At 50.4% G+C, this 26,647-nt stretch carries 24 protein-coding genes; 8 read left to right on the forward strand and 16 right to left on the reverse strand.

Annotation, left to right across the window (positions count from 1 at the left end; genetic code table 11):
* Positions 1-34: 34 nt before the first annotated feature.
* Complete coding sequence (locus tag JRC49_10105; protein ID QTE70152.1) at positions 35-2,317, forward strand: DUF4982 domain-containing protein; 2,283 nt, start codon at positions 35-37, stop codon at positions 2,315-2,317.
* Positions 2,318-2,493: 176 nt separating this feature from the next.
* On the opposite strand, the gene JRC49_10110 is transcribed toward JRC49_10105, so the two are convergent.
* The 3 genes from JRC49_10110 to JRC49_10120 all read right to left on the reverse strand — a co-directional run bounded on the left by JRC49_10110 (position 2,494) and on the right by JRC49_10120 (position 6,523).
* Complete coding sequence (locus tag JRC49_10110) at positions 2,494-3,888, reverse strand: 2-isopropylmalate synthase (GenBank protein ID QTE70153.1); 1,395 nt, start codon at positions 3,886-3,888, stop codon at positions 2,494-2,496.
* Positions 3,889-4,185: 297 nt separating this feature from the next.
* Complete coding sequence (locus JRC49_10115; GenBank protein ID QTE70154.1) at positions 4,186-5,088, reverse strand: DUF975 family protein; 903 nt, start codon at positions 5,086-5,088, stop codon at positions 4,186-4,188.
* A gap of 61 nt (positions 5,089-5,149) precedes the next feature.
* The gene (locus JRC49_10120) at positions 5,150-6,523 is read right to left on the reverse strand and encodes a peptidylprolyl isomerase (protein QTE70155.1); all 1,374 of its coding nucleotides are present in this window, start codon (positions 6,521-6,523) and stop codon (positions 5,150-5,152) included.
* A 202-nt stretch (positions 6,524-6,725) separates the two neighbouring features.
* Here JRC49_10120 and JRC49_10125 point away from each other — a divergent pair, with 202 nt between their 5' ends.
* Complete coding sequence (locus JRC49_10125; GenBank protein ID QTE70156.1) at positions 6,726-7,832, forward strand: hypothetical protein; 1,107 nt, start codon at positions 6,726-6,728, stop codon at positions 7,830-7,832.
* 73 nt (positions 7,833-7,905) lie between these two features.
* Here JRC49_10125 and JRC49_10130 read toward each other — a convergent pair whose 3' ends face one another.
* From JRC49_10130 to JRC49_10190, 13 genes are all read right to left on the reverse strand, one after another.
* Positions 7,906-8,601, reverse strand: coding sequence for a hypothetical protein (locus JRC49_10130; GenBank protein ID QTE70157.1), 696 nt, complete (start codon positions 8,599-8,601; stop codon positions 7,906-7,908).
* Between the two features lie 259 nt (positions 8,602-8,860).
* Positions 8,861-9,937 (reverse strand): hypothetical protein, encoded by a 1,077-nt coding sequence (locus tag JRC49_10135; GenBank protein ID QTE70158.1) that lies wholly within the window; start codon positions 9,935-9,937, stop codon positions 8,861-8,863.
* Between the two features lie 27 nt (positions 9,938-9,964).
* On the reverse strand, positions 9,965-11,029 hold the full coding sequence (locus JRC49_10140; GenBank protein ID QTE70159.1) for a hypothetical protein: 1,065 nt from the start codon (positions 11,027-11,029) through the stop codon (positions 9,965-9,967).
* Between the two features lie 2 nt (positions 11,030-11,031).
* On the reverse strand, positions 11,032-12,156 hold the full coding sequence (locus JRC49_10145) for a hypothetical protein (protein QTE70160.1): 1,125 nt from the start codon (positions 12,154-12,156) through the stop codon (positions 11,032-11,034).
* An 18-nt stretch (positions 12,157-12,174) separates the two neighbouring features.
* The gene (locus tag JRC49_10150) at positions 12,175-13,233 is read right to left on the reverse strand and encodes a hypothetical protein (GenBank protein ID QTE70161.1); all 1,059 of its coding nucleotides are present in this window, start codon (positions 13,231-13,233) and stop codon (positions 12,175-12,177) included.
* 60 nt (positions 13,234-13,293) lie between these two features.
* A complete protein-coding gene (locus JRC49_10155; protein ID QTE70162.1) occupies positions 13,294-14,544 on the reverse strand; it encodes a hypothetical protein in 1,251 nt (416 codons plus the stop codon).
* A complete protein-coding gene (locus tag JRC49_10160) occupies positions 14,541-15,029 on the reverse strand; it encodes an RNA polymerase sigma factor (protein ID QTE70163.1) in 489 nt (162 codons plus the stop codon). Before JRC49_10160 ends, JRC49_10155 begins: the two co-directional genes overlap by 4 nt.
* 191 nt (positions 15,030-15,220) lie before the next feature.
* Positions 15,221-16,198 (reverse strand): hypothetical protein, encoded by a 978-nt coding sequence (locus tag JRC49_10165; GenBank protein QTE70164.1) that lies wholly within the window; start codon positions 16,196-16,198, stop codon positions 15,221-15,223.
* The gene (locus tag JRC49_10170) at positions 16,191-16,706 is read right to left on the reverse strand and encodes a sigma-70 family RNA polymerase sigma factor (protein QTE72863.1); all 516 of its coding nucleotides are present in this window, start codon (positions 16,704-16,706) and stop codon (positions 16,191-16,193) included. The genes JRC49_10165 and JRC49_10170 overlap by 8 nt, the downstream gene beginning before the upstream one ends.
* 347 nt (positions 16,707-17,053) lie before the next feature.
* Complete coding sequence (locus tag JRC49_10175; GenBank protein ID QTE70165.1) at positions 17,054-17,887, reverse strand: DegV family protein; 834 nt, start codon at positions 17,885-17,887, stop codon at positions 17,054-17,056.
* 23 nt (positions 17,888-17,910) lie between these two features.
* The gene (locus JRC49_10180) at positions 17,911-19,014 is read right to left on the reverse strand and encodes a hypothetical protein (protein ID QTE70166.1); all 1,104 of its coding nucleotides are present in this window, start codon (positions 19,012-19,014) and stop codon (positions 17,911-17,913) included.
* Between the two features lie 169 nt (positions 19,015-19,183).
* Positions 19,184-20,134: a GTPase gene (locus tag JRC49_10185; GenBank protein ID QTE70167.1), complete on the reverse strand. Its 951-nt coding sequence runs from the start codon at positions 20,132-20,134 to the stop codon at positions 19,184-19,186.
* Positions 20,131-21,330 carry a GTP-binding protein gene (locus tag JRC49_10190; GenBank protein QTE70168.1) on the reverse strand — a complete coding sequence of 400 codons (1,200 nt, stop codon included), beginning with the start codon at positions 21,328-21,330 and terminating at the stop codon, positions 20,131-20,133. The genes JRC49_10185 and JRC49_10190 overlap by 4 nt, the downstream gene beginning before the upstream one ends.
* Positions 21,331-21,612: 282 nt before the next feature.
* Between JRC49_10190 and JRC49_10195 the strand changes: the two genes are divergently transcribed.
* From JRC49_10195 to JRC49_10220, 6 genes are all read left to right on the forward strand, one after another.
* Entirely contained in the window at positions 21,613-22,125 is a 513-nt protein-coding gene (locus JRC49_10195) for a hypothetical protein (protein ID QTE70169.1), read from the forward strand.
* Between the two features lie 50 nt (positions 22,126-22,175).
* Positions 22,176-23,483 (forward strand): extracellular solute-binding protein, encoded by a 1,308-nt coding sequence (locus JRC49_10200; GenBank protein ID QTE70170.1) that lies wholly within the window; start codon positions 22,176-22,178, stop codon positions 23,481-23,483.
* The gene (locus JRC49_10205) at positions 23,476-23,712 is read left to right on the forward strand and encodes a hypothetical protein (protein ID QTE70171.1); all 237 of its coding nucleotides are present in this window, start codon (positions 23,476-23,478) and stop codon (positions 23,710-23,712) included. Before JRC49_10200 ends, JRC49_10205 begins: the two co-directional genes overlap by 8 nt.
* A gap of 194 nt (positions 23,713-23,906) precedes the next feature.
* Positions 23,907-24,659: a sugar ABC transporter permease gene (locus JRC49_10210; protein QTE70172.1), complete on the forward strand. Its 753-nt coding sequence runs from the start codon at positions 23,907-23,909 to the stop codon at positions 24,657-24,659.
* A complete protein-coding gene (locus JRC49_10215; GenBank protein QTE70173.1) occupies positions 24,656-25,477 on the forward strand; it encodes a carbohydrate ABC transporter permease in 822 nt (273 codons plus the stop codon). The genes JRC49_10210 and JRC49_10215 overlap by 4 nt, the downstream gene beginning before the upstream one ends.
* A complete protein-coding gene (locus JRC49_10220) occupies positions 25,474-26,619 on the forward strand; it encodes a hypothetical protein (protein ID QTE70174.1) in 1,146 nt (381 codons plus the stop codon). The genes JRC49_10215 and JRC49_10220 overlap by 4 nt, the downstream gene beginning before the upstream one ends.
* Positions 26,620-26,647: the final 28 nt, after the last annotated feature.

Genomic DNA, 26,647 nt, shown 5'->3' on the forward strand with positions numbered 1-26,647 from the left:
CGGGGGTGTCAATCTTTCCAAAGGAGAGACGCGCATGAGAAAGGACATCCGCCTCAGTGAAGGCTGGCGGTTCCATCTGGGAGATACCGCAGATGCGTATTATATGGGCTTTGACGACCGGGGATGGCGGCAGGTGACCGTGCCCCATGACTGGGCCGTGGAGCATCCTTTTGATCCCTGCTGGGCCAGCGGCACCGGCTATCTGCCGGGCGGCATCGGCTGGTACCGGGGACATTTCACCCTGGACGCGGAGGACGCTGCCCGCCGGGTACGGATCACCTTTGAAGGCGTATACAAGCGTGCCCGGGTCTGGATCAACAGCAACTACCTGGGCCAGCATGCCTACGGCTATACCAGCTTCTCTTTTGATATCAGCGAATTTATCCGTCCCGGGGAGAATGTGATCGCCGTCCGGGTGGATCATTCGGAAGTGGCTGATTCCCGCTGGTACACCGGTTCCGGTGTGGACCGTCCCGTGACGCTGACAGTGACGGATCCGGTCTGCTTCCGGGAGCACGGCATCTTTGCCGTGACGGAAGCGGATGACGGGGAAGAGGCGGTCATCGGCATCCGGTATGAAACGGAAGGCGCGGACAAGGTGCGCTTTGCCCTGCGGACGCCGGAAGGCATCGCCGCGGAAGGTGAAGCGGAAGGGGAGAACGGCTGCCTGCGGCTGCGGGTGAATACTCCCCGGCGCTGGAGTCCGGAGGATCCATACCTTTATACCCTGTGCGGCGAAACGGAAAAGAACGGTGTCGTGACAGACCGGGAGGAGATTCCTTTCGGCATCCGCACGGCTGTGTTTGACGCGGACCATGGGTTCTTCCTGAACGGGGAGAACATGAAGCTCCGGGGCGTGTGCGTCCATCATGACGCGGGCTGCCTGGGTGCGGCGGTGCCGGAAAGCGTATGGCGGATCCGCCTGGAAAAACTGAAGGCCATGGGCTGCAATGCCCTGCGCACCGCGCATAACCCGCCGGATCCGGCGCTGCTGGATTTGTGCGACCGGCTGGGCTTCCTGGTGATGGATGAAGCCTTTGACGAGTGGGAAGGCATTAAGAACAAGTGGTGGCAGGGACACAACGTCTATCCGCCCAAGCACTTCGGCTATGCGGAGGATTTTCCCCAGTGGCATGAAGAGGATCTGCGCTCCATGGTGGAGCGGGACCGGAACCACCCCTGCGTGATTCTCTGGAGTATCGGCAACGAAATCGATTATCCCAATGACCCGTATGTGACGCCCCTCTTTAAGGAAGTACTGGGCAACAACGACGCCAACAAGCCCCTGGCGGAACGTCTCTATGACGACCGGAAACCGGACGCCGGGCGCCTGGCAAAGGTGGCGGCGGAGCTGACGGCGCAGATGCATGCCCTGGATGACAGTAGGCCGGTGACCAGCGCCCTGAGCTTCCCGGAACTGAGCAACCGCACAGGCTACGCGGACGCCCTGGACATTGCGGGATATAACTACCGGGAGCAGTTCTATGAGGAGGATCACAAGACTTATCCCGGCCGGGTGATCCTGGGCAGTGAAAACAGCCATGATCCGTCCGCCTGGCGGGCCGTGACGGAGCATGAATATATGGCAGGCCAGTTCCTCTGGACCGGCGTGGACTTCCTGGGAGAATGCCCCGGCTGGCCGAAGCGCATCAGCCAGGCAGGCGCCCTGGACCTGCGGGGAAAGGAAAAGCCCCTTTACGCGCAGCGCCTGGCGCTGTGGACAAAGGAGCCGATGATCCGCATCGCTGTGGGACCCGGGGAAGAAGAACATGATTCCGGCGCCTGGGGCGAATGCTTCCGCTGGCAGGGACTGCCCGGAGTGAAAAAACGGGTCTCCTGTTACACCAACGGCAAAACCGCGGAGCTTTTCCTGAACGGGAAGAGCCTGGGCAAAAAGGAACTGGCGGAGGAAGACGGCGGCCGGGCAGTATGGCAGGTGCCCTATGAGAACGGCGTCCTGGAAGCCCGGACAGAAGGCGCGGAGGATAAGCTGTCTACCCCCGGCAAGGCTTGCACCCTGCAGTGGATCCGGCATGAGAGCCGGCCCGGGGAAGACGTGATCCAGCTGGAAGCTGTGCTGCTGGACAAAGACGGTCAGCCCGCACAGGACGAGGTGATCCGCGTTCAGGTGCTGGGAGACGTGAAGATCCTGGGCATGGAGAACGGACTACCGGATGACCTGACGCCCTACAGCGAGCGCTTCCGCACGACCGGGGAAGGCACCCTGACCGTATACCTGCGGAAGGGAAAGGGCGAAGGAAAAGCCCTGGTATACGCCAGAACGGACGGAGGACTGGAAGCAGAATACAGGATGTGAATGCAATGCATAATGCATAATGCGTAATGCATAATTAATCCCGCCGCCGCAAAACGGCGGGGAAGCAGAAATGAAAACGCCTTCCGTTTCCGGAAGGTGTTTTTTCCGCCATTCTTCATTTTTCATTTTTCATTCTTCATTAAAACGAGGTTCGGAAATTCCGAACCTCGTTTTCTTTACTTGCTCTTGTGGAACAGCAGTTTTTCGTACCGGTTCTGGTCGCAGCGGCGGACCATAACTTCCAGTTCCTCGTCGCCCATGACCGTGTTGCGGCCCTTGGCGTAGAGATCGTCCACGCGGGCACGCATATCGACGATCAGCGGATCGTTCTTGTCGATGGTGTTGTCGCCGGTCAGGCGGAAGTAGTTGTTCAGCCAGTGGGCGATGGAGGCGGTGCCGCCGCGGCTGTCCACAGCCACGGAAGCGGGCCGGTTCAGGAGCTTGGCGGTGTTGAAGATGTTGTAGATCTCCTCGTCCTTCAGCATGCCGTCGGCATGGATACCGGCGCGGGTGACGTTGAAGTGGCGGCCGACGAAGGGCTGCCGCGGGCTGATTTCCAGGCCGATCTCCCGCTCCATGTAGTCCGCGATCTCGGTGATGGCGGTCAGGTCCATGCCGCCGTCGTCGCCGCGCAGGCTCTGGTATTCAATCGCCATGGCTTCCAGCGGGCAGTTGCCCGTGCGCTCGCCGATGCCCAGCAGGCTGCAGTTGATGCTGCTGCATCCGTGCAGCCAGGCGGTGGCGGCGTTGGAAACCACTTTGTAGAAGTCGTTGTGGCCGTGCCACTCCAGCTGTTCGGAGGGCACTTCGGCGTAGTGTCGCAGACCGTAGATGATACCCTGTACGCTGCGGGGCAGTGCGGTACCGGGATAGCTGACGCCGTAACCCATGGTGTCGCAGGCGCGGATCTTGATCGGGATACCGCTCTCACGGCTCAGGTCCATCAGGGCGCCGGCGAAGGGCACCACGAAGCCGTAGAAGTCGGCCCGGGTGATATCCTCGAAGTGGCAGCGGGGACGGATGCCGTATTCCAGGGCGGCTTTGACGATGCCCAGGTACTTGTCCATGGCCTGCTTACGGGTCAGGTGCATCTTGTTGAAAATATGATAGTCGCTGCAGGAAACCAGCACGCCTGTTTCGGCGACGCCGGCCTGTTTGACCAGTTCAAAATCCTTTTCATTGGCCCGGATCCAGGTGGTGATCTCCGGGAATTTCAGTCCCGCATCCTGGCACAGGTGCAGCGCCTTCTGGTCATTCTCCGTATAAAGGAAGAACTCGCTCTGGCGCACCATGCCGTTGGGGCCGCCCAGGCGGCTCATGAGCTTGAAGAGGTGCAGGATCTGTTCCGGCGTGAAGGGGCTGACGCTCTGCTGGCCGTCACGGAAGGTGGTGTCGGTCATCCAGATATGATCGGGCATCTGCATGGGAACATGACGGAGGTTGAAAGCAACCTTCGGCACATGGTCGTAGTCATAGATTTCCCTGTACAGGTTCGGCTCCGCAACATCCTGCAGGCTGTAACGGTACTTGGACTGCATCAGCAGGTTCACGGTGTTGTCAAAACTCAGCATACTCGATCACTCCGGTTTCTGTATACAATGCGCTCATTATAGTCTCAAACTATCGGAAACTCAAGCAAAGAACAAAAAGAACACCAAAATGATCAATTTCGGATCAGGATTCGGAATTGATCAAATTCATAATTCACAATTCAGAATTCATAATTATATAGTGCTGCCCTCTGAAAGAATCGATAAATGTCAACAGGGTATTCATGACATGTTTGTTCCGGAACGCAGGGAAAGGTTCACAAAAACAATTATGAATTGTGAATTATGAATTATGAATTACGAACCTGAAGAATCGAATTAATTCAATTCTTCAGGTTCGGGTTCCTTCGGCGTTTTCTCGCCGCTCTCCAGGAAGAGGTAGAACACGGCGATGGAGCAGCTCATATAGACGCTGATGGCCAGGCCGGCCAGCATCTGGAAGACCAGACCGAGGACGCCGCTGAGCATGGAGGAGATCAGCAGCTCCAGCATGTACCACAGGAGGAAACCGACCAGCAGGAAGAACAGATCCTTCTTCTTATCCTTCATCAGCTCTTTGCTGTGGCGGATGCAGGTGAGGATGCGGGTCTGGGGCTCATCCGCCATGATGTACTCCGACAGGGAGTAACGCAGGGCGGCCATGACGCCGGGAACGGCGATCAGGAGCAGAACCGGCAGGGTCATGTTGTAGCTGCGCTGCAGGGCGGCCAGCTGGACGCTCACGTCCCCGGACTGATAAACAGGAAGCAGCAGGTATACGGATACCGCGATCCCGGGAAGCATCCACAGCAGCACCTTCAGGATGATCAGCAGCTGCAGGCCGATGGCACGGAAGAACTGGTTCATCCGGCACAGCACGGTGCTTACCGGGTCTTCCAGGCCGCGTACGCGGTTCAGCAGCCACCGGTACATGCCCAGGGTCAGGCAGGGGGTGATCAGCCAGGCCAGCAGTTCCAGTCCCCGCATAGTCCAGAAACTGGTACTGCCGAGGATAACGTCAATCTCCTTTAGCAGCTGCTCCTGGGGCAGGAGGCCGTCCCGGGAAGCGGACACGAGAACGCTGTTCAGCCGGGGAATCAGGTCATTGCCGGTAAAGGCGGAAAAGCCCTGCATCAACAGCGTGGGCAGGTTCACAATCAGCGCGATCAGCAGCGCCGTCTGCCAGTGGTCCTTCAGCACAGCGCGGGCTTTCATGCGGAATATTCCGGAGGGGTAAAACATTGGAGAATCTCCTTCAAAAAAGCAAAAGGGGATGCCTTGCGGCATCCCCTTCATGCATTGGTCAGTCTTTCAGGGCATTCAGGTCAACCTTGATGCCGGCTTCGTCCACCCACTGAGCCTTGGTGGCTTCGTAGGCGTCGTTCTGCTTCGTTGTCAGCAGGGAGGAGGAAAGGGTTTCCTTTACAGCATCCAGGGCAACGGGGCCTTCGGCCTCATCGCTTTCATAGCGGATGATGTAGTATCCGTAGCTGCCCTTGGTCTTGGGAGAAATGTCGCCGATCTTTTCCAGGGCCATGGCGGCATCCACAAAGGCGGCGTCGAAGTTGGTCATTCCGGCGGCTACGGCGTAGCCCTTCTCGTTATCCTTCATGCCTTCGTCTTCGTTGTTTTCGTCCATGATCTTCTGCCAGTCGGCGCCTTCTTCAGCCAGCTGGGCCAGCACGGCGTCGGCCTTTTCATCGATGTTCGCGAAGGCCTTATCGGTAGCCTCGGTCACAGCCTGGTTGGCGGCCAGCAGGGCCTTGTCAGCATCTTCCAGTTCCTGCTTCGCGGCGGACAGAGTTTCTTCAGCCTTGGCTTTGTCTTCATCGGAGATGCCTTCGGTATCCACGGTGCCCTGGGCTGCGTCAACCTTGGCCTGGGCGGTGGTGACGGCGGTGTTGGCGTCGTTCAGCTTGGTCTTGGCGTCGTCGATCGCGGTCTTGTCTTCATCCTTGAACTTGATGAGGATCTGCTTCACGCGGCGTACACCGGCGGGAGTGTAGTACAGGGTGGAGTTGTTGTTCGCGGCGGAAGCCCAGGTGCCGGCGCTTTCGCTGTAGGTGGATTTGTGGGATTCCACGCGGCTGTCGTACTCGGCCTGGATTTCTTCATCCGTGACCGCAACGTCCTTCACAGCGTATTCCTTCAGCTTGGCGGAAATGGCATCGGTGGTACCCTGGGCGATATACGCGTCGAGAGTGTAGCCGGCGTCTTCAGCCATCTTTGCGGCGGCTTCGGCAAGAGCGGTTTCATCCATTTCGCTTCCGCCTTCAACATAAGCCTTGGCGGATGCGATGACGCTGTCCAGGTTTGCCTGGGCAGTGGTCTTGACAGATTCCAGCTCTTCATCGCTCAGCTGGTCCAGTCCCAGTTCCTTGGCCTTGGCGGTCAGAGCCAGGCTTGTTTTCAGGGTATCGACGGCGGCGTCCTTCGCGGCCTGGATGTTTGCAGGATCCGTTACGTCGTAGGAATAGTTGAACATGGAATACATGGAGTACTGATCATACAGTTCCTGTTCAGCCTGGGCCAGGACTTCCTTCTTGGTGATCACCTGGTCACCCATCCGGATAATCTCGGTAGCATCATCAACAGCCTGATCCTTTTTGATCAGGGCGCAGCCGCTCAGCAGCAGAATTGCGGCCATCATCAGGGCAAGAAGAGCTTTTTTACGCATAGGAATTCTCTCCGTTCATATCAATATCTTTGGGAACACTTCCAATATTATAGCAAAGGGGATTAGCTCAGGCAAGCAAAATTCAGCTTCGGAACAAAAAAACAGTAAAGAACGGAAAGGGTGTCACAAAAATGGCATTTTGTGGTATAATAGTTACCTGATTCAAGCGTTCAGAAAGCTCAAAATTGAAAGGAGAAACACCATGAAGAAAATCACAGCCCTGCTGCTGGCACTGTGCATGCTGCTGGCGATCACTCCTGTTCTGGCCGAAGAAGGCCCCGGCGGAAACTGGTATATGTCCCTGGCGGATGTTACGCTTGGATACATCCTGCTCAATGAAGACGGCACCGCCGTTGTGAATATTGCGTCCCAGGAAGACATGCAGGGAACCTGGACCGGAGACGGGGAAACCGTTACCATTACAATCCAGAATCAGCCCCTGGATTTTGCCTATGACGGTACTTCCCTCAGCAGCGATCAGTTCCCGCTTCCCCTGAACCGGGAAGAGGGAAAGCTTCCCATGGATATCATCTCCAAGATGATGGCCGGTGAGGAATACACCCTGCCGGAAGGTATGACCGACCTGGAAATGACCACCATAGCCATGAACTTCCTGGCTGAATATACAAAGATTATGGAAAACTACAGTTCCACGGGTTCTGACGGTGAGGCTCCTGCCGGTCCTGCCGAAGCCACCGTCCTGAAGGAAAGCTTCAAGATCGTGAAGAGCTACAGCGGTTATACCGGACTGTACATTGCCAAGATCAAGAATGAAATGGACTCCCCCATGTTTGTAACGGACGGCAGCATGCAGCTGACGGATAAAGACGGCAAGACCGTGGGTGAAGCGAAGTATCTGTATCCCAACGGTTCCATGTACCTGGAGCCCGGCGAAATCACCTTCGTTGCCATGCAGGCGGATCTGGAAGAGAACATTGAAGTCAACGTGGCAAAGCATGTGGATACAAAGTTTGATTACTATCGGGGAACCGACTTTGCCGTGACCGTGGAGAATCCCACCTACGTCAAGGGCACCGGCGAATATGACAGCGACACCATGCGGGTGACCGTGGTCAACAATTCCGATGAACCCCTGGCCGGCATCGAAGCAGTGCTTGTGCTGGAAGACGCTGAAGGCGAACTGCTGTACATCAGCACTGAGTCCCTGTACCGCTATGAACTGGGACCGCACAGCTCCCTGACCCTGGTTTCTTCCGTGGATAACAAGATCCGTGATTACTGCAAGGAAAACGGCATTGAGCCCACCACCGTGGAAGCCTATGCCTGGGTTGAAAACAAGGACTGGTAAGCCAATCAAAACACAAAGGATAAAAGAAAATGCCGTGCTCAATGCGAGCACGGCATTTGTTTGTCTGTCAGAATCAGGCAGCGGGTTCTTCCGCGGCAGCTTTGACAAAATACATGTTGACGTTCATATCCCCCATGGATGCAGTCAGGGACAGCATGCCGTCTTCCAGCATTTCCAGCTTGAGTCCGTAAGAGGTTTCACCCAGGGCAACGGACATGCTGAGGGCACCGTCGGCAAAGGTCATCGGCAGGGCGTTCGTTCCGAATACCTGGGCTAGGCTGCTTTCACCGGTAAATTTCATGGCGCCGTTTTCAACAACCAGGCCGGGAAGCTGTTCACCGGCTGCGGAAGCATCCACAACTGTGCCGTTATATGCGATATATGCAATGTCCCATGTGCCTTCAAAATCTTCCGCTGCGGCGGCCGTGTTCACTGCCGCAATCTCGACAGCCTTGGGCATCTCGCGGGTGAAGACCATGGTCATATCTTCATCACCCAGCGTGATGGTGCCATCGGCGTAGGTGCCTTCGGCGGGAGAGTCTTCGATGGTGATGGTAATCTTTTCACCGTCGAGAACCCAGGAACCGGCAGCAGCATTTTCACTGCCGGGCATGGTCATTTCCGCGGTACCGTCTTCGGCCAGGTTCAGGACCATCGTCATGCCGCCAAGGGAGGCGTACCATTCGCCTGCGACGCCTTCTTCCGCCACTGCGGGAATCATCATGCATGCCATGCACAAAGCCAGGATCAGAGAGAACAGTTTCTTCATCAGTTCATCGCTCCTTTGTCTTTTCTTTCATCTGTCGCACTTATTATGCGAAAAAGTCTTTTCTATCCTACCATATGTTGGAAGATATTGCAAAAAAGTGCGCTTTTCAGGCAAAATTATCAGCATTAAACTGACCACCGTGGAAAGCCATGCCTGGGTGGAAAACGACGACTGATAAGCAAAAAAGAAATGGCCGCGTTCATTTGAACGCGGTCATTCTTTTTGGCAAAGTATAATTATTGCTTCAGTTGCTTATGTTTCAGATATCATCCCAGGTGATCCAGACAGCGTCACCCCGATGACCATCACGATCTTTTTCCTCATTATGGTTGATAAACTCCCCGGTCTGGGCATTGACATAAGCCATGGAACCTGATGACCAGTCGGGACCTATATCATCCTCCAGCGCCCAGACGGGAACAAGAATCTGCTCGCCCTCCTTATCCTCCGGGTTATACATGGAAACATACACAAAGCGGATCTTGCTGGGTTTGGCACGATAGGAGTATTTACCTGCTTTTTTCCAGGACTGCAATATTTTGTCGAGACCGCAGAGTGGAACATCTTCTGCCAGAACGGCAGTTTCACGGGCAACGTCCAGCACATATTCATACAGGTCAGGGGAGAAGATTGTCATTATTGTATCCCCAAGGGGAACGGGTTTGTTGCGATAATACCGGCTGGGCTGGGTATAACTGATATAATCATTGAACGGAATACCGTAGAAGGTTTGTTCATAATACAGATCATAATATCCGGTTTCATCCAGCGCTTTGCTGGTATCCGGTATGACGTCATCCCTTCCGTAGTGTGCTTTATACTGCCTGGATCTGGCGATGGCACGGCAAAGATGGAAATCCCAGCCGTTTTTTACCCGGTACGCGTCCAGAAGCTGTTCTGCGAAACAGATACTCTCCTCCATGGACAGGGGACTTCCGTCGGCGCGGGCATCCATTCCGTATTGCCCGATACGGGAAGAACTTTTGAAGTATTTTCCAAATAATTCCTCTCTTGAACCAGCTTGCCCGATCCAGCCCGCCAGATACTCATCATCAGAGGTAAGATGCCGTTCCAGTTTTCCATTCTCCGGTGCCGCTGGCATCTGATCCTCCAGGGGAAAGTCGATTTTGATGATCGGCACCCGGTCGACATCCGGAACCTCAATCGGTACGTCGAAATCTCCATGGGCGGCTTTTATGTTCACGGTGCCGCCGTTCTGTGCCATCAGGGCTTCTGCCTGCTTCCGGATTTCGCGGATGGTATAGTATTGTTCTTCAGCTGTCGCAAAGATGGGCAGCAACAATATAAGTGTAAGAAGCAGTATGATCTTTTTCATATATCACCTCTTGAATTAATGCGTCGTTTATTCATCGTCGGGATAATAATTGATAACCTCACCGGTCCTGGCGTCCAGAAGGAGGTAGAAGATTCCATCCGGATCAAAGAGGACGTCCTCATCAAAAGGAAGATCGGAAAAGCTTCCGTCCAGAATGGGATCTATGACGGCATCATAGCCGCGGATCTGCCACACAGGAAGAAGCATGTACTCAAAATCCTGAGAGGGAGCGACATTCAGCTTCCGTGCTGTATCCTGATCGATACAGAAATAACCCAGGTTCATCTCAACAACAATGTGCAATTGGTCTTCCCTGACTCGCTGCTCCAGAATGCTGAAAAGAGCTTCACGGGACAGCAATTCAGTGTCCGGAGAGACGGTTTCGGTTGGCTGCACTGTGCACATCCATAACATATACAGATCTTTGTTTATGAATTTGGTATATCCCATGGTGGCATAGGAATAAACAGAATTACTGTGGGCAACGGTACCGGTCAGGAAAACAGGTATACCGTTGATTTTTTGTGTTATGGTGCATTTCCAGCCATGAGTGTCATTGTTCTTCCAGGGGCTTTCCGGATCTGCAACAATAACCCGGAAGCTTACTTTGCCATCAGGTTTGGTATGCTTTATTGATTTGGTTTTACACAATGGTCCGAGGGCATTGTAACGATACAAGGTAAAATCAACATTTTCCAGGCCTTCTGAATCCAGCTTTTGCCTGATGAAGCGGAGTACATCGTCTACGCTGATTTCCATATCCGGGAATTCTGCCGGATTATAGATACTTGGCCTGACATAGACATCTGTTTTTCCGTACAGGTCTTTATCGCTGCCTTCCTGAAAGTCAAATCGATCATCAGCAGCTTGTGTTTCACACAACAGGATGGGGAAGGATTCCACATCCGGGATATTGATCGGGGCATTAATGGAGACTTCTTCACCGTCATTGGTTGTGATGTCACGGTCCCATCGTGCCGGCATGGATTCTCGGAGTTCCCGGATGGAAACCGCTTTGCCTTCTGCCGCTGCGGTGGAAACACATAATATGCCGAGCAGCAGGACAAGCAGCAGGATGCATATGCGTTTCATTGTTATTCCTCCACCCATTGCATCCATGATGCAGGCAGCAGCATCCTGTCGCCCTTTTCATCCAGCGGGTTGGTTGCCTCTCCGGTGAGGACATCCACAATGATCGGCAGGTATGTGCATCCCATGGCATAATCCGATCCGTTCACAGACGTTGCTCCGTCGTCTTCTTCCTCGGGGTCGTCCATCCAGCCAACCGAGACCACCCATGCCGGTACCAGGACATACTCATATTTGCAGCCTTCCGGCAGATCATACTGGGCGTATCCGAGATCCACGCTGAAAACATGCCGGATATTACCGCTCATGATCATTTCTTCGATTTGGGGTCTGACGACGTCAAAGGGCAGAAACCGGTCCGGGATTCCCAGTTCGGTCGTTTTGTCCCAAATGGAATAATATCCGTAAAGTTTTCCCGCATCTGTCACTTCTGCGCTGGCAGTTCCATATTTACTTATAATATGATCATGCTTGGTCCGGTCATTCCTGTAGGCGTCGTGAATGCTTCCTGCCACAGGGATTCCGTCGATCACCTGTGCGCAGCCAAGCTCATAATACCCTTTTGCTTCCAGTTTTTTTCCGGATTTTCTGTATTTTGTCCTGTCATTGATTACAATTGTGTCCACCCGGAAATCCACACCCGGGAAAACTTTCTGAATGTTTTCCCGGACCAGGTTCTCCGCTTCCGCGACAGTCAGGTCATTATCTTCGGTATACGCCTTATCCCTGTCATATTCATATAACGGCCGGTGGGGTGTTGTGACCTTTTCTGCATTGGAAAGGTCGGGATGACCTTCGTGGTCCGAAAAAGAGATGTATGTCCGGTATTTGTCATTCAGAAATTTGGAACTGTAGGGAGTGCGGAACAGTTCCTCATATTTCTGCACTTCCTCCTCAGACAACGGCTCCATTGGCTTTACTGCCAGCAGCGGGATTTTTTCCGTCTGCGGAACAACAATAGCTGTGTTGACCCGAATTGTCCGGCCGCAGGCTTCATATGTCTGTTCCCATACCGGGCCAGTCATGCTCTGCAATTCCTTGATGGATACAGGTGTGGCTTCCGTCATTGCGGCGGAAGCACACAGTGTACTGAACATGATGGCAAGCAATAAACAGCATATCTTTTTCATTGATGTTCTCCTGAAGTGTTATTTTACATCGTCCCAAGTGATCCAGACAGCGTCACAACGGCGGCCTTTATCCAGATCCTTTGCATCAGTATCAATCAACTGACCGGTTTGCGCGTTGACAAGCGCAATGGCATAAGTGATTTCATTCGGTCCGTCATCATTTTCAAGGATCCAGGTGGGAATCAGGATGGTATCTCCTGTTCTGTCCTCAGGATTGTTCATGGCTACATAAACAAACCTCAATCTTGCGGGAGTACGCTTCTCCAGATTGATTTCACTGTTGCAGGAAGCCTTCAAAGCTTCTATGACAGTTGCTAAAGAACAGAGCGGCACATCCTCTGCCAGAACGTCGGCTTCTACACATACATCCAGATTACATGCATAGCATTCCGGAGAAAATATATTGAATGTGCAGCCGCCATGGGGGATTCCGCCGCGCCTGTCATAGTTGCCGGCGGAGGTAAAGGAGTGTTGAATATGATCATAATAGGGAATGCCGCGAAGTATCTGGTCAAAGCTCAGTGAGTAAAACCCGTTACGATCCGGCAACTCTGATGCATTTTTTGCTTTGTACCGCCATGAGCGGGTAATAGCGCGATGCAAGTGAAACCGCCAGTTACCACTTGAATTGAGGACTTTTTCAGCAAAGTCAATGGCCTCTGTCATTGTCAGGGGACTGCCGTTTGCCTGTACATCCACTCCATATTCTCCAATTTGCGTAATGCTATAGTCAGTGATTCCGTATAGCTCATTCCGCTGTTTCTGAATGGTCCATCCGTAAAGATAATCGGAAAGTTTCCGTTCTTCCACAATACTGTTTTCAGGCAAAGAAGGAGCCATTCTGGAGCTGGGAGTAGTCGCCTTAATGACCGGTACCTGATTAATCTCCGGAATTTCCAGCACAACAGTATAGCGGCCTTTGGATGTCTCAATTTCAATCGATCTTTCAGAACTGTTGCTGTTTATCATACCTTCGGCTTGCTGACGGATTTCACGGATGGTAAAGTATTCTCCTTCACCGGCTGCAATGCCGGGAAGCCATAGCATAAGTGCCAGAATCGCTAATATTCTTTTCACGTGTTCCTCCATAAAGGACAGAGGGCACAGGCGCTCCCGTACCCTCTGAAAAAGAGATGATCAGTCTGCGCCTTTTACCAGCACAGCCTGGCTCAGATCTCCTTTTCCATCATCATTAATGGGAGCCAGATACAGTTCGTCCGGGATAGTTTCCAGATAAGGATACAGGTATTCGGCAGAGTCGTTGCCATATCCGTTCTGACCATAGAATCCGGGGAATACGACATCTCCTTTACCGTCGACAAGTTCCAGACTCATGAGGTAATCGCTGAACACATCCATGCCGCCATAGGCCCAGAGCAGTTCGCCGTTCTCATCGACATATCCTTCGCCATTCTCGGCAATATAGGCTGCCAGTGCGTCAGGATTCACTTCCAGATCCAGCGTAATATAGGTCATCAGGGGTGTGAAGGCAGCTTCCGATACTTTTGCGGTGACTTCCGGCAGCTTTGTTTCCTTGTCAGGATGGACTTTCCTGACAAGGGATGAAATATCTTTCGCGTCAAAGGTGAAGGTTACGACACCTTTATCCGGCAGCCGGTATTTACCCGTTTCCTGATCATAAATACTGTGCCTGTATTCAGGGGACTGGCTTTCGCCGATGGGCAGGCTGATCTGTACCGGGCCTTCCAGGAAGACGCCTTCATTATCCAGTCTCCAGTATTCCGTGTGGATAATCTCACCCGGAACGGTGCTGCCCATAACGACGCCGCCGGAATTGTCCGGCATATCCATGGCTTCTCCGTTGAACCAGATGGCGTCCGCCCACCAGCCGACATTGTGCGCCATCAGGGCTTCTTCTGCATTGTCCTTGAGTCCTTCCACAATTGTATCCGGGGTCATGCCTTCAGGGAGATCATCTCCGTAAAGCTCCGCAGCGGTGATTCCGTATACTGTGTCTACGTCCAGCATCCTGTAGCTGTACCGCAGCAGCAGGGTGCGGCCGTCATAGCCAGCCTCCTGAACGGTGATTTCCACATTATTGACTGTATCCTGGTACAGGTTGCCTTGCATTAAGCTGTCCGCATTTTTCGGCATATCATCGCCTGTCATAAAAGAGAGTGTATCAAACAGATGCCACTGGGTCGCGGCCAGGGCGATGGCGCCAAGCGCCAGGACGATGGCCAGCGCGATCACCAGGGTGCGGCGGCTGAAACGGCCAGCGGTCCGGATCGCCTGTTTTGTACTTTCTTTCATCTGAGCCTCCTGTGAAACAATGTTCTCCAGGGTCATTTCCACACGGCTGTGGAAATGCTCCGGGACTTCAGGGGTTACAGATGCCAGCTTATCTTTAAATTCATTGATCTTCATTTTTCCGCCTCCTCCCATTCCACGAGGAGTGTTCTGCCTATCTGCCTCCGTGCGCTTCTCAATCGGGTCTTGACGGTACTGACCGGGATGCCCAGGTCGTTCGCCAGATCCTGCATGGAGCAGCCGTCCACATAGTGGAGCGTGACAAGCAGGCCGAGCTCCGGTTTCAGTTTTTTCACCGCGTCAAATACAGGGGAGACCGGCTCTGCCGGTTCCGCTTCCTGCGCGGCGGCTTCCTCCAGGGGGCAGAAGCTCCATTTTTTGCGCGTGCGCAGCAGATCCTTGCACTGGTTGGTGAGAATCCGGGCCATCCACGGTCTGAACTGCTTCAGATCCCGCAGGGAATCCCGTTTCTCCCAGGCTTTGATCAATGCATCCTGTACCGCATCCTCGGCATCGGCATTGCTGCCCATGTAGGACCAGGCGATGCGGTATAACAGCTTCTCAATCCGCCTGATTTCCGCCTGAAACGTCAAAGCATCCACGACATCTTTCCCCTTTAGTATTATCCGGTCCGCGCGTCCGCGTTCCGAAGGACATTCTGTACAGCGCTGTTTACAGCTTCCGTCTATAAGACGATTCAAAACGGAAAAAAGTTTGCCTTCAGGTAAATTTTTCTGAAGACAAACTTTATGACTGAAAAATATGAGTGATTTCGGAACCTGTTTTTTAAGGTTTATTTCCCGTTAAACACCTTCAACAGATCTTCCGGTTGACAGTCTTTGGCAGCGACAACCACGTATTCATATTTGTAGTAACCGTTGTCTGATTGATCGCTGTCAGCTTTTTCGGGCACATGAATGCGAATACGCTTATACTGATCGAAGCGTCTCTGCATATGGAGCTGGATGTAGTATTCGGGGTTTGATAACAGGATGGCTCCATCCATGCCTTTGACTGTGACAGGCTCAGATGTGTCATTGTCTGTCAGGTCATATGCTTCCGGGACAGAGCCGGCCATCGACGACATGATATACATATCCCTGCTATGATCTTCGTAACCGAAAATCAGCAAGTAGCCCGAGATAACTGAGGCGGATTCATCATAGGTATAGCGCACGTACTGGACAGGACCATTCGTATTTTCTTCGAGTAATTCCAGCGGATAGCCATAGGCACAGTCCATGTAAACTTCGGCGGAGAATGAAGTGTAATCCTCCGGTACATATGCCGGCAGGGTCAGGTGTTCTGTCCCGGCCATGTATTCCAGGAATTCCTCATAGGAAGTGATCTTTTTCGTCCTGTAATGGGTTGAGAGGTAGGTTGCATGATCCTTAGGACTGCTGTACCAAGCCTGGCAATAAATATCGTCCGGGACGTCATTGGCGGTCTGATCCACCAGTTTCTTGGTTTCCATGGCGCTCATGCCGCTTCCATAGAAGCATTCATCTATTTCACGGGGAGGTTCTGTACTGACAACTTCGCCGCTCATGTTGACAGAACGGAACAGATGAGTGGCGGAATATGCTACGGTGCCCAATGCCAGCAGCGCTATCAGTGCGAACACCAGGCTCACAGACAGTTTTCTTTTCATTCCGGGTTCTCCTTCCTTCGAGGCAATGACGCGCCCCGCCAGGAAGGGGTCGGCTTTTACACCAGAAAGACAACGGTCCATGGATTTCCGGAATTCATCCGGTTTGATTTTCTCATTCATCCAATTCTCTCCCTTCCAGCATGTTTTTCAGCTTCTCCCGTCCCCGCTTCAGTCTTCCCGATACAGAGGAGTGGGAGAGATTCAGCGCGTCTGCAATCTCGTTAACATTCATTCCCTGATAGTAGAAAAGGAGGATCACTTCGCGCAGCCTGCGCGGCAGCTTCATGACGGCGGCCGCCAGCTCTTCATCGCGCTCCTCAGGCGGAGAAGCGGCCTGATCGACGAACATCTCCGGGGTAATTTCCCGGTTCATGAACCGAAACCATCCGGTGCGGTTGATATCACAGCAGATATGCATGGCGATTCTCATCAGCCAGGTTTTCTCACTGCTTTCTCCCCGGAAGGAATCCAGCGCCCGGTAGGCTTTTATAAAGGTTTCCTGTACGGCGTCTTCCGCCAGGGATCGGTCACGGAGGTAAAGGCAGCACATACGCAGCAGCGGCTCCTGATACCGGTCCACCAGACTGATCAGTTTCTGATCGCGATCCGTGGCAGTGTCAGGGCCCATAACAATGCTCACGTGTCACTCACCTCCTACATTTATACAGACGTATTGAGGAGCTCATTCTGTCGTATTTTGTCAAAAAAAGTTTTTCAGGATACCACAGAAAAGCTTTTTTCAATCAACAATGATATGGTCAGAAACCTTTATAAGCAATCACAGCCGTTCTCCAGTGGAGAGCGGCTGTGATATATTTTTAAGTCTTCAGTTATTGAGCAGTTGTCCAAATCTTTGATTTGGGTAACAACTGCCATGCTACAGCCGTCCATTTCTGCGAGCTACAGGCGATGGAGAAATGGAATACGGCGATCGCAAAGTTTTCAGTATTCATTACATCGGCTCTTGAGCTTCGCTCAATAGCCGATGATCAGTCCGCTTCTTTCAGCGTAGAAGCTGTCCAGACCGCGGGTGGCCTGAATGAGCACCTGGATGCCGGCATGGGCTGCTTCCAGTGCGGCCTTCAGCGCTTCGGCATCCTTCAGGTTCTGGCAGTGGCTGATGACAATCTGCTTTCCGGCAAGACCGACCCGGGTGATTTCCTCCACCAGGAAGCGAACCATGCCTTTGCTGCCCCGGGCTTTGCCACGGATGACAATTTCACCCTTTTCATCTCCGGCACCGATGCCCCAGAAACCCAGGTGGCCGGCAATGAAACCAATCAGGCGGCCGACCCGGCCGGACTTGATCAGGTTATGGTAGGAGGCCAGTGCGAAGCAGGTATGAATCCTGTCGGCGGTCTCGTTCAGGTCTTTTTCGATTTCCTCAAAGGGCGTTCCGGCGAGGATCAGGTCCCGGGCACGCCAGATCAGCATTGCCTCTTCGGGACCGGTGGCCTTGGTATCGATGATGATAATCTGCTTGTCCGGTTCATCCTCCAGCAGCATATCCCGGCCGAGGCAGGCGCTGTTATAGCAGCCGGACAGGGCGCCGGAAATGGTGAAGGCAATCACGGGACCGGGCGCGGAAAACTTCTCCCGCCAGGCTTCCGGGGAAGGACAGGCGGTTTGCGCCATTTCGTCATGGGTTTCATTGGCTTCCAGCATTTCGGAAACCGGCATATTCTCATCATCTACATATTCTTTGCCGCCGATCCGGATGGAGAACGGAATCGTGGCGAAATCCATTTTGCCTTCCGTCCCTTCCAGCTCGTAGAGATCACAGGCAGAATCAGCAACCAGATGCCACATACAGGAACATCTCCCTTCAAATATCACTGCTTGAACACAGGAGTGTCGAATTCAGGGGTTTCCGCGGAAGGCATGGAGGCAAAATCAATGGGATTGCCGTTGATATCTTTCGCGTCGGTATTGGGTACGATCTTTTTGTCCTTCAGCACGAAGACCGGGTCTTCCGCTACAACAACATATTCCTCAAAATCGGAATAGTCCCCGAAGGTCAGCACCCAGATGCGGGCGTTGTCCAGGGAACCGTCGGTGACCGGGGGCAGGTCCGTCATCGTGGCCATGGCCAGGATGGAGGCCGCGGCGGCGGGATAATCACTCAGGATGGTGGCGGTGGCGTCCGCGGGGTCGTAGCAGTTGTTCAGCAGGACCTCGATATCGGCGTCATCCGCGCTCAGCGGCAGGCTGCGGACCTGGAAGGCCTCGCCGTCTGACCGGTAGTTCATGGACAGGGGAACTTCCTTTGTGTCCAGTTCCACGTTCAGCTCATATCCGCCGTAATCCGCGGAGCGCCAGCCGAGGGTGCAGGTTTCGGCCTGTCCGTCGGCCGCAAAATTGACGGTGCGGGTAAAGCCGGAGTTCTTGCTGGAAAGGGTCCGGGTTTCGGAAAGCAGGGTGCCGTCTTCCCGGAAGGAATAGATGTTTTCACCGGAGTTCCAGGAGGGGAACATGGACACGTCCGCCCGCAGCGTCAGTTCGGAACGGACAAAGGCAATATCGCCGGTCCAGGTGTTGTATTCCTCCACGAAGCGGCGCGCCTGGGTTTCATCCGGGTAAACATAGACGATAAAAACGCTGTAATCGCCGCCGGCCTTCTCAGCTTCCGCTTCGGAGACGTTCTGCTTTGAGAAGATGACTTTTTCAGCGCCTTCATTAAAATCAAGCTCGTTGATCTGCAGGTTGGAGACCATCCGGTCCAGCGCCAGCTTCACGACGCCGTTTTCCACGGAGAAGTCCGTGATCCGCGTGGTCGGGGCCAGGCCTTCGGGCAGGGTAATGTCCGCGGCGGAAACCGGGATGGTTTTCATACTGTCAAGCAGGACGTAGCCGCCCTTGGGAGCAGCCGCCTGCGCGGATACTGCCAGGCAGACCGCCATTATCAATACAAAAGCCAGGGTCAGAGCACGTTTCATTCCACGCTGCCCTCCTTTCGCGGCTTCAGCAAGCCGAATCACCTTTCATTATACTCTTGAACTTTGTTTTTTTGCAATGCATGTCCCTGTACCGTCCGTCCTTTTTGTGCTTTTCTTCCGGAAACAAAAAACGGAACGGTCTTCAAACCGTTCCGTTATGAATCTACCATCAGAGATTGACGAAATTGACCATCGGCTCCCGGGGCGTCTTGGCCCGCTCGCACTTCAGCTCGTTCAGCATCAGGGCGGTCTGTCCGTCCGGTCCCTGCACCATCTTGCAGCGGGCGGTCAGGGTGAAGTAGGTCTTGTTGTCCGGGGTGCGCTCTCCCTTGCAGACCCAGCCGCAGGGCGCCACGTCGTTGGCGCAGCAGGTCATGGCCTCCCGGGCGAAGTAGTAGAAGCCCTTGGGGAATTCCCGGCGCTTCCAGGCCTGGCCCACAAGGGAAACCACCTTGCCGTCATAGCGCTCCGGATGCTCCATGCTGTCCACATAGAACAGGCCGAACTGCTCCTCGGAAATCTGGATCACGTCCGCCTTCATGTCGTAGGGCAGGTCTTCGTCCGTGATGCCGTCGTCCACCGTGCCGTCCAGGTTTTCAAACATGATCGTGGCGGCGCTGTTCATGGCGCGCAGCTGCCGGCGCCAGGAGCTCTTGTTGAAGTTCTCACCGCAGCGGTTGACATAGATCATGTCCGCGGTCTTCATCGGGTCGGTGAGGAGCTTGCGCATGTTGTTCATGTAGTTATCAAAGGTGGTGGCGTCAGCCGTGGTGACCACCTGTGCCCAGTCCCACAGGCGGGGCAGCGTGATCTCATCCAGCTTTTCCAGGCCCCACATGGTGTTGTACTCCATGATGACGCAGGTCGGCTCAATCTCCCGGTCCAGGTCCGCGAGTTTCGCTGTGGTCAGCTCGTCCTTGTTATCCAGGTTCACCAGCACACCCTTGTACTTGTCAAGGCTGTCATCGTCCCACTCGGTTTCGCCTTCCTCGCAGCACAGGATCAGCACCCGGCCGCCGTTGGTAAAGCGTTCGTTGCCCAGGACCGTCAGGCCCAGGGTGGTCTTGCCGCTTTCAATGAAACCGGTGATCAGATAAACCGGAACAAATCTCCTGATCATAAATGAAACAACTCCGTCAGCGCTTTTTCGTTCAGGTCGGCGCCGATCACGCACAGGCGGCCGGTGTAGTCCGCGCTGCCGTCGCGCATATCGATTTCGCCGGGCACATAGTCAAACTGGAACCAGCTGCCTGCCGCGTTCTGCAGGATACCCTTGGCACGCAGCACCTTGCCGTATTCCTCTTCGTCGGAAAGCTTCTCCAGGATGGAACGGATTTCCTCCTGCTCATACCGCTGCGCGGTCTCCAGGCCGATGTTGCCGAACACTTCGTCCGCGTCATGGCCTTCGCCGTGGTGGTGATGGTGATGATGATGGTCATGGTCGTGGCAGCCGCAGGTGCAGCCTTCGCCGTGCTCATGATGGTGATGTTCATGATCGTGATCATCGTCGTCATCGTCGTCATCATGATCGTGGTGATGATGGTGATGCTCGTGTTCGTCGTCATCGTCATCATCATCGTCGTGATGGTGGTGATGATGCTCATGCTCATCCTCATCGTCGTCATGATCATGGTGGTGATGGTGATGATGCTCATGTTCATCCTCATCCTCATCGTCGTCATCATCGTCATCATCCAGCGGGGCGAACCAGATGGGCTTGCCGTTCTCGATCACGTCCAGCATGAAGTCAGGTTCCATATCATCCCAGGGGGTGGTGATGATCCGGGCGTCGGGGTGCGCTTCGGCGATCAGCTGGCGGCTCTTTTCCACCCGGGCGGCGTCCAGCAGCTGGGTGCGGCTGAAGATCACCGTGGAGGCGCTCTTCACCTGGTCCAGGAAGAATTCACCGAAGTTCTTCATATACATCCGGCACTTGCCGGCGTCCACGACGGTGGCGCTGCCGCCGGTCTCGATGTCGGAATGGCGCTCCTTGGCCTTTTCGACAGCGGACAGGATTTCGCTCAGCTTGCCTACGCCGGTGGGCTCCACCAGGATGCGGTCCGGATGATAGGTGTCGATCAGCTGGTCCACCGCGGCCTGGAAGTCTCCGGCCAGGGTGCAGCAGATGCAGCCCGCGTTCAGCTCAGTCACGGTGATGCCGGCGTCCTTCATGAAACCGCCGTCAATACCGATCTCGCCGTATTCATTTTCCAGCAGCACGACCTTCTCATTCCGGAGGCGGCCGGTCAGCAGTTTTTTAATCAGCGTCGTTTTACCGGCTCCCAGGAAACCGGAGATAACGTTTACTTTGACCATTGGTACAGATCCTTCTTTCCTTACAATCGCCGGTTTTATCCGGCGCATTCCTTTTATAGCGCTTGAGCCCTTCTTTGTCAATTGTTTTTGGCTATATGATGCTTGAGTTTATGGGATTATAAAAATAGCGTTTTTATTTGCTGTCAGAAAAAGTTACGCATGAAAAAATAATGCAAAAAATGTAACAGATTGCAAAATATACGCAATAGTGATACAATTTGCACAAGCTGCACAGATTATAGAATAATCTGTTTCAGCAAAAGATTTTTGGAGGGATAAAACATGGTTAAAAAGGGAATGCTCTTGGTGGTTACTATTATTATGCTGCTATGTGTTGTATGTACGGCTCTGGCGGAGAAGCAGACTATTTCTTCTAACTGCAATACCGCTCTTTTCTATCAGTTTGATAATGGGACAACAAATGTATCTAGCCATACAGTTGCTACAAAAAAATGGAACATTGTACTTAATGTTACTCAAGGGAAATACTCAGGTGCTAGAAGTGATGGAACGGCATCTCAGGCATTTAAGGTTAATCAAACTGCGGCAATGAAAAAGTATGCAGAGAGTCCCACAAATGTGACTTATCCTTCTAGCATAGCGCCCCACACCTCCCATCCCAAGGATAAGAATGGAAATATTCAATATAATAAATTGACTGTTTCAATTAATGGAGGATCCTTTACAATTGTTTCTAAAGATACAATTAAGGTTGTAAACGGAAAAGAAAGCTATACTAATTCTAAAGTAACTTCAACATATCAATTTGCTTTTAATAAAACGTTTACTCGGTAATAAGGATGTGAAAACAATTGCGGAGATTGCTTCAACGACTGTTTTGTATTGTGCTTTGTTCACTCTTTCCTATTACAGCTGTGGGAGAAACCAATGAGGAGAAAATTCTTCACATAGGAATAGGACGTGAAGGGTGTGAATACAATTTTGCTGTGGAAAAACTGTTTTTGGAGCAGAATCCAGATTGGACTATTGTTTATCATCTTTTGGATCCAGAACAACTTTCTGTACAAATGTTGTCCGGTATGAGTGGACTTGATCTGTTAATTGTTTCTTATCAGGAAATGCTTTATCTGGCTTATCAGGATGCATTGGTAGATCTTGAGGAAGAGCATATTTTTGATTATTGGCCGGAAACCCTTTTACCTATGCGCAAGCTTCATGAGATAAATAATCATGTTTATGCTTTGCCACATACTGCTGAGTATTTTCAATGGATATGGAATCAGGATGTTGCTAATTTGCTTCAATGTAGTAAACCTGAAGAGCCCTATACTTGGGACGAATTTGCTACGCTTCTGGCAGATCCTCAGTATGATTTAGATAATGATGGTAATCGGGAGCTTGGCCTGATTATAGGTTCATCGCATGAACAGTTGAATGGTGCATTCATACCGGACATGATAGAATTATATATTTCATCGTGCGCAGAGCCACTTGGTGGATTTCAGACAGATTTGTTTAAATGCTTGATAGACAGTTTTATTGCTTTCTGGTCGAGTGAAACGGTTATGTCTTATAATCAGATTCCACTTCTTGGGGATGATATGGGCACATTGATTACTTGCTTTTCTCCCTTGACGGATATTATTTGGCAGGCAGAGGTTGAAGAAACAAATGCTTCCTATTTACTACCTCCGGTAATCGATAAAGAAAACCCAAGATATCTAGCATTTTATCAGGTGTGGTGTATGCCCAAAACAGATCAGATTAAAGAGGAAACAAAGCAATTTCTTCAGCTCCTTGTATCTGACATAGGACAAGCAGCATATACAGATCCTCAAACATGCTTTGCTAAAGAGTGGCCTGCCGAAATTATTATGGATCCAAATATGTTATCTACTTTCGATCATTTTTCTCCCAATGAGATGGGTGAATTAACATGGGAAGTTACTTTGGAGAATACAAATCACTACTTAACGATAGCATCGCCGGTATTCTATAATGGGAATGTTCGTTTGCAAACAATAGAAAACATACAGAAATTCCATCAATATTTATGTCCATATCTAAGCAATACTACTGAATTGTGGAAGGTTTTTTACAGCAATATCGGATATTATAAGGATGGACAAATGTCTTTCGATGAATTAGCAGAGAAATTGAATACGATCTGGGATATGATGATTAATGAATAGACAAAAAGGACTATATGTTGTTTTATGGATGACAGTCGCATTTCTTTGGGGGTTATCCATGTGTACTATTCATACAATAGAGATTACAGGAAGATTTGAACAAACCAATATTTCATCAAATGAAGCGTTTTATGATGATAAAAGCAGCGAGCCAGCTGCTTTTTTGTGGTATGAAGAAAAGAAACTATTTTGTCTATACATGAAAGCAAAGCTGCAAATATATGATTAAAAAATAGGATGCTTCAGAATCAAGAACACTTCGTATAATACATGGTCGATATTTCTTCGATAATGATGTTCCTAAAACAGGTATTATTCCATTAAGTTTGTTACAGATTGTGTTGTCTGGAAAGGCTTTTGATCATGAGGACTAATTGCCAACATAGAAAAATGAACCATGTCTATCCACGACGAGATATATATATGATGTTGCCAGCTTTGGGTGGCTTTATAGCTTTTTATATTCTGCCATTTGAATATATTTTTCGATCAGCATTTTGGCAAACTTCTTTTAATCATTCTTTTGCAGGAGCACTGAATTTTCTTCAGGTGATACAAGGACGCTATTTTAGCATAGCTAGTATAAACATGATATCTATTATGTTTGAAATGGTTTTTTCGGTTTTTATATTGGTTATACCGATATCTGTATTTATTCGGGAAAATAGAGATTTTTCATGGTTGCATATCATATTGCTTCTTATGGTTTTTGTTCCATCCGCGGCGTTGGGAAATACATGGCTAATTATTCCACAAATATCTTATACCAATCATTTAGCATTATTAGCAATGGCGACCTGGAAATCACTTGGAATTCCGGCTTCCATAATGCTAGTTGGCTTTGCAGCATTAGATCCTCATCAAGAGGAGGCGGCACAAATGGATGGAGCTACATTTGTCCAGCGATATTATTGGGTGGTTTTTCCGCAGATGGGTCCGTCGTTGCTTTTTATGTTGGTGTATATTCTAATACAAAGTCAGAGATTGTATAGAGAATCATATATACTTTTTGGCGATTATCCAACAACTGATGTCTATCTACTACAACATTATTTGAATCATCATTTTCAGAAACATAATTATCCACTTTTATCTGCTGCGACTTTGATAGAATTAGCCTTTGTTCTCGTATTGATTTTTGCCATGTCTGTGATATGGAGGAAAATGAAGAGATGAAAAAATGTATTGTTGAGTGGATAAAGTCCTTGATTGCAGTGCTGATTGGATTGTCTCTTATGCTGCCAGTCTGGGAAACCGTAATTTTATCATTTGTTAGGGATCAGGAATTGTCTAATATAAATATATCTGGTTTTCTATGGATCCCGCCAGTATTATCATTAACTCAATATTATACTCTGTTGGTTGATAACTCAAAGTATTTACAATCTTTTTGGAATTCTTTCTTCTTATCTTCTTGTATAACTATATTACAGGCGATAATGGCAATACCTGCTAGTTATGTGCTTTCCAAAATACAGTTTCGGGGAAGACGGGTTATACGGTGGATATTCCTTCTGGCACTAGTTTTACCTCAGCAAGTACTGCTTGTGCCTGTGTATATTTTATGTAGAACAATCGGAATATATAATAATTGGTTAAGCCTTTTGTTTCCAATGATGTTTTCTCCGCTTGGTGTATGTTTATTGATGTTTGCATTTCATATGTTTCCTGATGAACTGATGGAGGCAGCACGTATAGAAACAGGAAATATATGGACTATTATGTGGCATATAATTGTTCCTTGTCTGAAACCGTTTATATTTGTTTTGCTACTGATTTCTTTTACTGAAAGTTGGAACATGATTGAACAGCCGTTAATCTTACTATCAGATAAAACAAAATACCCTCTTTCTCTTCTGCTCAGTGGAGCTAAGGATAATGGTGGGGTTCCGGTGTGGTCAGGTGCAGTATTGTTTATGATTCCAGCCATTTTAGCATATTGGTTATCGCATGAAGATATTAATATGATGATGGAGGCTTCATCTGTCAAATGAAAGCAAAAGTGAAGGTTATCATTTGTTTTATTTGCATTATCCTATTCTTTACAATTGCCGGGAGTTCAATTCATTATTGGTTGCTTCCAAAGGTTAAACTAATTAATCCACGCACTGGAAGCCTTAAGTGTTACGCGGATATACTTGATGTTGATATTCGATCGGAGAATAAGATATCTATTGCACCACCTAAAGTGATAGATGTTTTATCACCAATATATATTAATGAGGAAGCAAGATCTATTCAGGAAGAAGAAGTATTGATGCGATATGATATAAGCAGTATTGAAGATGAACTAATTGTTGTAGAAGAACAATATGCTCAGGCAAAAGATGATTTGCTATCATTTTCTCAAGCATATAGAAAAGAAGTATTACAACTACAAAAAGAATGTGAAGGAATAAAAAAAGAAAAGGAAGAAGGAGATCAATTGTCCAAACAAGACGTTGATGAACTTGAGTTGAGGTATGAATTCATTCAAGAAAGACTACAGCTTATGGAAAATGAAGGAATTTATCAAGGTACAACTTATGATATTCTTCAATACAAACTAGATCAAATAGAAATGAAGAGGGATGAACTGAAAAACATAAAAGATAATAATGGAGAAATACGTTCTCCTATATCAGGCCATCTTCTTGGATGGAAGGGAAACGCATGGGAAATAATACCAAGCGATTCTACTTTGCAATTTGTGATATGGTTGGATGTTTCTGTAGAAGAACTGGAATCCGTTATAAATCCATTAATCATAGTGGATGATTTAGAGAAACGAGTTTCTATAGAAATAGATAGTATGAAACAATCTGCAGAAGGCACAGAAGTCATGTTTGCAGTGTCAAATGAGGATGAAAACTTTCCACTGTTATTATCCGATACTCTCAAACTAGAATATTTGTCACCGGCTAGTGGCTTGCTAGTTCCCTCGTATGCATTTGTATCGGATTCATGTTTATACATTGCCGAAAATATATGGAATGGAAATAAGAGAATAGATAGAGCAAGATTAATTGAAGTAAAGGTTATACCCGGGAATGAACAGTATTGGATTGTAACGGATGGATTGATAGATTCTGCAAACATTATTTCAAATTGGGATCGTGAACTAAATGATGGATGTGAGATAGCGATTGAACCCTAATTCATATTATATTGTGACATAAATAACA

It is taken from the genome of Clostridiales bacterium FE2011, from assembly GCA_017569305.1.
Lineage (GTDB): Bacteria > Bacillota > Clostridia > Christensenellales > Aristaeellaceae > Aristaeella.